The sequence below is a fragment of the Dokdonella sp. genome, from assembly GCF_049593775.1.
Lineage (GTDB): Bacteria > Pseudomonadota > Gammaproteobacteria > Xanthomonadales > Rhodanobacteraceae > Dokdonella.
Genome location: NZ_JBAWHJ010000169.1, coordinates 1 through 7,455, shown reverse-complemented (window position 1 = coordinate 7,455; position 7,455 = coordinate 1). Strand labels below are relative to the sequence as shown.

The 7,455-nt window shown below is 60.0% G+C and carries 8 protein-coding genes; 5 read left to right on the top strand and 3 right to left on the bottom strand.

The features are described from left to right. The first annotated feature begins 145 nt into the window (after positions 1-145). On the top strand, positions 146-1,063 hold the full coding sequence (locus WBP53_RS05925) for a DMT family transporter (protein ID WP_423926904.1): 918 nt from the start codon (positions 146-148) through the stop codon (positions 1,061-1,063). A 20-nt stretch (positions 1,064-1,083) separates the two neighbouring features. Here WBP53_RS05925 and WBP53_RS05920 read toward each other — a convergent pair whose 3' ends face one another. Continuing rightward, positions 1,084-2,313: an MFS transporter gene (locus WBP53_RS05920; RefSeq protein ID WP_423926902.1), complete on the bottom strand. Its 1,230-nt coding sequence runs from the start codon at positions 2,311-2,313 to the stop codon at positions 1,084-1,086. Positions 2,314-2,504: 191 nt separating this feature from the next. Between WBP53_RS05920 and WBP53_RS05915 the strand changes: the two genes are divergently transcribed. Together WBP53_RS05915 and WBP53_RS05910 are read left to right on the top strand one after the other, a co-directional pair. Beyond that, the gene (locus tag WBP53_RS05915) at positions 2,505-3,416 is read left to right on the top strand and encodes a DUF533 domain-containing protein (RefSeq protein WP_423926900.1); all 912 of its coding nucleotides are present in this window, start codon (positions 2,505-2,507) and stop codon (positions 3,414-3,416) included. A 120-nt stretch (positions 3,417-3,536) separates the two neighbouring features. Further along, positions 3,537-4,784 carry a hypothetical protein gene (locus WBP53_RS05910; RefSeq protein WP_423926898.1) on the top strand — a complete coding sequence of 416 codons (1,248 nt, stop codon included), beginning with the start codon at positions 3,537-3,539 and terminating at the stop codon, positions 4,782-4,784. 61 nt (positions 4,785-4,845) lie between these two features. Here the strand turns inward: WBP53_RS05910 and WBP53_RS05905 are convergent, their stop codons facing one another. Further along, positions 4,846-5,325 (bottom strand): peroxiredoxin, encoded by a 480-nt coding sequence (locus WBP53_RS05905; protein WP_423926896.1) that lies wholly within the window; start codon positions 5,323-5,325, stop codon positions 4,846-4,848. A 166-nt stretch (positions 5,326-5,491) separates the two neighbouring features. Between WBP53_RS05905 and WBP53_RS05900 the strand changes: the two genes are divergently transcribed. Together WBP53_RS05900 and WBP53_RS05895 are read left to right on the top strand one after the other, a co-directional pair. Further along, positions 5,492-5,938, top strand: coding sequence for an Hsp20/alpha crystallin family protein (locus WBP53_RS05900; RefSeq protein ID WP_423926894.1), 447 nt, complete (start codon positions 5,492-5,494; stop codon positions 5,936-5,938). 83 nt (positions 5,939-6,021) lie between these two features. After that, positions 6,022-6,924, top strand: a complete 903-nt coding sequence (locus WBP53_RS05895; RefSeq protein WP_423926892.1) for a DnaJ C-terminal domain-containing protein — start codon at positions 6,022-6,024, stop codon at positions 6,922-6,924. A 191-nt stretch (positions 6,925-7,115) separates the two neighbouring features. Here the strand turns inward: WBP53_RS05895 and WBP53_RS05890 are convergent. After that, positions 7,116-7,455 (bottom strand): response regulator (locus WBP53_RS05890; RefSeq protein ID WP_423926890.1); only part of this gene is annotated, 340 nt, incomplete at its 5' end.

The following is a 7,455-nucleotide window of genomic DNA, read 5'->3' as shown; positions in this document are numbered from 1 at the left end:
GGAACAGGGCATCGATGCTGTCCAGTTGGAGCTTTCGCAGCGCAACTACATGGATGAGCATTCGTTCGCCTACGATGCGATCAAGGCCGCACCGACCCAGGCACTCATCCATCGCCTGCTTGAAGCGGCACTGGAACTGGAATAAGTGAATTCTGCCGATCCCCGGCAGGCGCAGTCGCATGCGCTGACGGGCATCCTGCTTGCGGCAGTCGGGGCAATTGCGTTTTCCGGCAAGGCCATCATCGTCAAGCTGGGATTCCGCTACGGCGCTGACGCGATCACCTTGCTGGCCTTGCGCATGCTGGTTGCACTGCCGTTCTTCCTGCTGCTCGGATGGTGGTCGTCGCGGCGCCGGATCACGCCGTTGTTGCCTGCTGATCGCTGGAAAATCATAGTGCTTGGATTCCTCGGCTACTACCTCGCGAGCTTTCTGGACTTCCTGGGGCTCGCCTACATCACGGCTACGCTTGAGCGGCTGATTCTCTACCTGACACCGACCATCGTCCTGCTGATCGGCGTACTGGCGTTCAAGCGCCCCGTTACGCCGCGCCAGTTGCTGGCTTTGCTGATCAGCTACGCAGGCGTCATCCTGGCGTTCGCACATGACTTGTCTGTCGGCGGCGGCAACATCGCCCTCGGTGGCGGACTGGTGTTTCTCAGCGCGCTGAGCTATTCGCTGTACCTGGTTGGCAGTGGCGAAATCGTTGCCAGGGTCGGTGCAATCCGTCTGACCGCCTATGCGAGTTCGGTGGCCTGCGTGCTTTGTATCGGCCAGTACCTTCTGTTGCGTCCGCTCGGCATGGCATTCGCGCTGCCGAACGAGGTGTGGTGGTTGTCGCTGTTGAACGGCACTTTCTGCACCGTGCTTCCGGTACTCGCCGTGATGATGGCAGTAGCGCGCATCGGCCCTGCGATTACCGCCCAGATCGGCATGCTCGGCCCGGTCTCCACCATCGTGCTCAGCCTGCTCCTGCTGGGCGAACCGATGGGGCCCTGGCAGATCGCAGGCACGGCCCTTGTCCTGGTCGGAGTATTCGTGGTCTCACGCACCAAGCGAACCTGATCTCGCGGTTCGACTGTCGATCAATGCCAGCCCGCTGATTCCTGGCGCGGAAGAAACCAGGCGAGCAATCCGATTGCCGGTAGCCAGGCACATATGCGGTAGACCGCTTCGATGCCCACATGGTCGGCGAGTTGACCAAGTACAGCCGCGCCGATGCCACCCATGCCAAACGCAAAGCCGAAGAACAGGCCGGAAATCATTCCGGTGCGGCCGGGCACCAATTCCTGGGCAAACACCAGAATCGCCGAGAAAGCAGACGCAAGCACGACGCCGATGACCACGGTCAGCAGCGTGGTCCAGAGCAGGTTGGCATGCGGTAGCAGCAGAGTGAATGGCAGTACGCCGAGAATGGATCCCCAGATCACATAGCGACGCCCGATGCGATCGCCTACCGGGCCGCCAATGATCGTGCCTGCCGCGACTGCACCGAGGAACACGAACAAGTGCAGCTGCGCGCTTTGCACGCTGACATCAAACTTGTGCATCAGGTAAAACGTGTAATAGCTGGACAGGCTGGCCAGATAGAAATACTTGGAGAAGATCAGCATGCCTAGAACGAGCAGGGCAGCAATGACTTGCCGTCTTGTCAGATGCGTCTCCACCTCTGTTCGTTTCCGGTGGTGTTTCGCCAAAGGGAGCTGCGAGCGATACCAATGCCCGATGCGGGTAAGCAGGATGATGGCAACTGCTGCGGCCACGGCAAACCAGGCAATGCTGGACTGACCCCTTGGCATGATGATGAAGGCGGCCAGTAGCGGGCCCATGGCCGAGCCGAGGTTGCCCCCGACCTGGAACACGGATTGCGCGAGGCCGTGGCGACCGCCGGATGCCAATCTTGCGATGCGCGAAGACTCGGGATGGAACACTGCAGAGCCGGTGCCGATCAGGGCCGCAGCAACCAGCAGCATGGTGAAGCTGGGCGCTTGCGATAACAGGAGCAGGCCGATCAGCGTCGATCCCATGCCAATGACCAGCGAGTAGGGTTTCGGATGTCGATCGGTGAGCATGCCGATCATGGGCTGCAGCAGGGATGCCGTGATCTGGAAGGTCAGGGTGATCAGGCCGATCTGGCCGAAATCCAGGGCGAAACTGGTTTTCAGCAGTGGGTAGATCGCCGGCAGCAACGACTGGATCATGTCGTTGAGCAAATGGCATACGCTGAGGCTGATCAGGATCGGAAAAGCCGTTGACGGTAGCTCCGGAGTCGGTGCCGGGGTCTCGTTTGCAATGACTTCAGCGGGAATAGACATGATGAAAAGAATTGTCCTGCCGCGGCGTCAGGTTGGAGATGGCATATTGAACCATGCCGTAGTCCGGCTCGCATATCTGGACACACAATGCATGGCAGTCCGGAACTTGAGGTGCTGGGCCTTGTGCGTGGCGGACTCGAATACCATGTTGTGGCAGTGGGCTCGAATTCTTCTTTTTCGCGGAGGCAGGCATGCACCAGTCCGAACAAACCGCCATCATGAGTTTGTGCCTGATGGCAGCGTATGCAGACAGCAGCAAGCATGAGCGCGAGCGCGACAAGATTCGCGAAATTGCGGACACGCTGGGAGCGCAGGCGAACCTCTCGTCGGCCGTGCAGTCCGGGGCTGACATGGATGGCCTGGTCCAGGCGCTCGGGTCACAAGAGGCGCGAAAATCGGCTTACGAAATGGCCGTATGTGTCTGCGATGCGGATGGCGTCCAGTCGGCTGCCGAGCGCGAGTTTCTCGAGAAATTGCGCGATGCACTGGCGCTCGACGCGAATCTTGTCGTGGCTCACGTGCGCGAAGCCGACGCCCTTGCAGCAACGCCACTCGATGATGCTGTGCAAACCGGTGCGTCGTCGATGACCCGGGCAGAGCAGGACAAGATCATTCTGGATGCCGCCATACTCAATGGCGCCCTCGAACTGTTGCCGGAGGCGCTGGCAACGATGGCCATCATCCCGTTGCAGATGAAGCTGGTGTATCGAATCGGCAAGTCCTATGGATTCGAGCTGGACAGTGGCCACGTCAAGGATTTTCTTGCCACGGCGGGCGTAGGCCTGACCTCTCAATTTCTCGAGCAGACCGGACGTCGCCTGCTTGGCGGGGTACTCGGGGCGATCGGTGGTCGCTTGCTCGGCGGGATCGGGCGCCAGGCTGTCAGTTCGGGCATGAGCTTCACCAGTACCTATGCGCTTGGCCATCTCGCCCGTCGCTACTACGAAGCCGGTCGCCAGCTCGACGCCAAGACTTTGCGAGAAACCTACCTGGGCTTGCTGGCAGACGCCAAGGGCATGTTGGGTCGCAACGAGACTGAAATTCAGGCCAAAGCGCGCAGCTTCGATGTCGGTGGTCTGGTCAGGCTTGTCAGGGAAAGCTGATCTGATCCAGCGCGGACTGTCGGCGGATGGGCAGAATGGGGCAAATAGAGCACCTGCTCGACCCGATCCTGCTATTGCTGTCGGCTGGAAAGACCGTGTCCAGCCTGGAACCGATGAGCCATGCTCAAGTATTCCCCGATTCGTGCCGCCGATCTGCGCGCCTACAGTCGTTTGGCCACCGATGCCACGATTGCGGTCACCGATCTGCTCGAGAACATGCATCACAACATTTCGCGGCTGCCGGGCGTACTCGGTACGGCGTCGGAAGAGCCTGCGCGCGGAATCACCGGTTTCGTCTATAGAAGCGTTCGCGGTGTCACCCGACAGGTTGGAAGCAGTATCGATTTCGTCCTGCAGAAAGTGACCCCGACTGAGCTGCCCGCGGGTGTCAGCAGGCAGCGTGAGATACTTGTTTCAGCGCTGAATGGCGTCATAGGCGACTACCTCGCGCAAACCGGAAGTCCGTTGCAGATCAAGATGAGCCTGCGCCGCGAGGGGATTCCGCTGGTGATCGATCGCGAATCGCTCCAGCAGGCAATCCCCGAGGCAAGCGGGAAGATCCTCGTTCTCGCCCACGGCCTGTGCATGGGTGACCTGCAGTGGAATCGGCAAGGTCACGACCATGGCCAGTCGCTTTCCCAGGATGCCGGCTATACGCCGGTCTATCTGCACTACAACAGCGGCTTGCACGTTTCGACCAATGGGCAGGAATTTTCCGCGCTGCTTGAGCAATTGCTGCGTGCGTGGCCTGTACCGGTCGAGCAGGTTTCCATCATCGGCTACAGCATGGGTGGACTGATCGCGCGCAGTGCATGCGAACACGCCAGGCGCTCGAAATTCACCTGGCTCAAATCCCTGCGCGAACTCGTCTTCATTGGAACGCCGCACTACGGTTCGCCGCTGGAGCGCAATGGCAACAGGCTGGATGCCGTGCTCGGTGCCAGTCCTTACACGGCGGCTCTGTCGCGTCTTGGCAAGGTTCGTAGCGCAGGTATCACCGATTTGCGTCACGCCAATCTTGATGATGCCGACTGGCAGGATCGGGATCGCTTCAAGTCGCACGCAAGGAATCACGAGGTACTGCCCTTGCCGCGTGGCGTGCGCTGCTACGCCATCGCGGGATCTGTTTCGAAGAAGGCCGGTTCGCTGGGTGAGCGGCTCGCCGGAGACGGGCTGGTGCCAGTGCATAGTGCCCTCGGCATGCACAGGAACCTGAAAAAGAACCTGGGACTGCCGGAATCGAGGCGCTGGATCGGCTATCGGACCAACCATCTGGGGTTGCTCAATAGCCAGGATGCCTATGCGCGAATTCGCGAATGGCTACAGACGGATTCCAGTCGGCGCAGGAACCCAGCAAAAACCGCCTGATTGCGATCAGGCGGTTTTACGGAGTCCAGCGCTTACTGGTGCCGTGCCGGCTCGTTGGAAATCAGGCAATGGCTTCAAGCATGGCTTCCGCACTGGAAACCTTGAATTCGCCGGGCGCCTCGACCTGGAGCACCTTGACGACGCCATCCTCGGCGTAGAGTGCGAACCGCTTTGCGCGCTCGCCCATGCCGAATGCGCTGGCATCGAACTTGAGACCAAGCGACTCGGCGAAAGCACCATTGCCATCGGCGAGCATGGTCAATTCGGCCGGTACGCCCTGCTGCTTCGCCCACGCGTCCATCACGAACGCATCATTGACCGACATGCAGGCCACGTCGACGCCCTTGGCCTTGAACGCATCCATCTTTTCGACGTAGCCCGGCAGGTGCTTGGCCGAGCAAGTCGGGGTAAACGCGCCTGGTACGGAAAACAGGACAAGCTTGCGTCCCTTGAACAGTTCATCGGTGGTCACGGCCTGCACGCCGTCCTTCAGCGTGTTGAGTGTGGCCATCGGGATTTTCTCGCCAATCTGGATGCTCATCGATCAGGTCCTTGTTTCGGGTTGGGGTTACAGGCCGGTCATCATACGGACAATGACCTGAGCGTTGCTTCAATATTCGAAGGTCTAGCCCTTGAAACGCAGTGGGTCAACCCTATTTTTTGGTCAACGCGGCGCTTCCTGCCGCACTCGATCAAGGACTACCACAATGAACACCATTCACAATTCAGCATGGAACGTCGGTAATGGGCTGCAGCGCGACTTGCGCCAGGTCTTCGATCGTTTCATCAACAACGATGATACCGACCAGTCGAGCGTGGTCACCAGCCAGTGGGTGCCGCGCGTCGATATCCGCGAAGAAGACAAGCGCTTCGTGATTTTCGCCGACGTGCCTGGCGTTGATCCACAAACCATCGAAGTGAACATGGACAAGGGCATCCTCACGATCAAGGGTGATCGGGCTTCGGACTTCACCGACGAAAGCGGCAAGTTCACCAGGGTTGAGCGCGTGCATGGCACGTTCCACCGGCGTTTCGCCCTGCCAGACAGCGCGGATGCGGATAACATCAGTGCTACCGGCCGCAACGGCGTCCTCGAAATTTCGATCCCGAAGAAACCGGAAACCACGCCGCGCAGGATCACGATCAACGCCTGATTCCGCGGGCAGCGATCGGACGTCATCAGCCTGCGGCAGGTAGACTTGCCGCAGGCTTTATTTGTTTGTAGTCAGGGTGAGACATGCAGTTCAAGGATTACTACGACACCCTGGGCGTAAAGCCCGACGCCACGGACGCCGAAATCAAGCGCTCGTATCGGAAACTTGCGCGCAAGTTTCATCCGGATGTGAGCAAGGAGGCCGGCGCCGAGGAAAAATTCAAGTCGGTCAACGAGGCCTACGAGGCCCTCAAGGACACAGAGCGTCGTCGCGAGTACGACAATCTGCGCGCGGGCGGTTATCGAGCCGGTGACGAATTTCGCCCACCACCCAACTGGCAGGGCGGTCAGGGTGGGCCGGGCGGCAATGGCGGTTTCCAGGGTGAAGACTTCAGCGACTTCTTCGAATCGATTTTTGGTCGTGGGGGAGCCAGGCCCCGTGGGCATGGCGGTCCACGTCGGGGCAGTGACCTGCAGGCGAAAGTGCAAATTGATCTGGCCTCGGCATTCAGTGGCGCGCGCGAACGCATCACCCTGCGCGATCCGGTTCAGGGCGAACGCACGCTCGAGATCAAGATTCCGGCGGGTATTGAGCCCGGTCGAACCATTCGCCTGAGTGGGCAGGGCAATCCCGGCGCGCAAGGAGGCCCTGCTGGCGACTTGCTGCTCGAAGTCGGCGTACGCGAAGACAGCCGCTTCAAGCTGGAAGGAAATACCATCACCTGCGTCGTCCCGATTACCCCCTGGGAAGCCGCACTGGGAGCATCCGTGACCGTGCCTACGCTGGCCGGTGAGGTCGAGCTGCGGGTTCCCGCCGGATCAGATAGTGGCCGCAAGCTGCGCTTGCGCGGCAGAGGCTGGCCTGGCAAGACTCCGGGCGATCAGATCGTGGTGCTCGAGATCCACACACCCAAGGCCGAGACCGACGAACAGAAGGCCTTTTACGAGACGATGGCTTCGACGTTTGATTTCAATCCGCGGCGCTAGCGCCGCGGATCGGGAGCCGGGATTTCCAGTCTGTGTGCTGGCGGGATTAGGGAGTCGGGATTCGAACGAGCGCAATGTCGCCGCATCGAGCCCGACTCAACGCATTGGACTCTCCAGGGACATCGGTCGAAAAGCCGGAAGAGTGCTACACCCGGCTTTTTCCGAATCCCTGATCCCCAATTCCCGACCCTTCAGGGCATATGCTCATTGATCGCCTTGATCAACTCTTCTTCGTTGATCGGCTTGGTCACATAGGTCCTTGCGCCCTGGCGCATGCCCCAGACGCGGTCGGTTTCCTGATCCTTGGTTGTCACAAGGATGATTGGAATGTGGCTCGTCTTCGGATCCTTGGCCAAGGTACGCGTGGCCTGGAACCCGTTGAGGTTGGGCATCACCACGTCCATGAGAATGAGATCGGGCAGTTCGCGCTTGGCCACCTCGACCCCCGCTGAACCGTCTTCCGCTGTGATCACCTCGTGGCCCAGTTTTTCAGTAATTCGCTTCAGGCCAATCAGTTGCGAAGGTGAATCG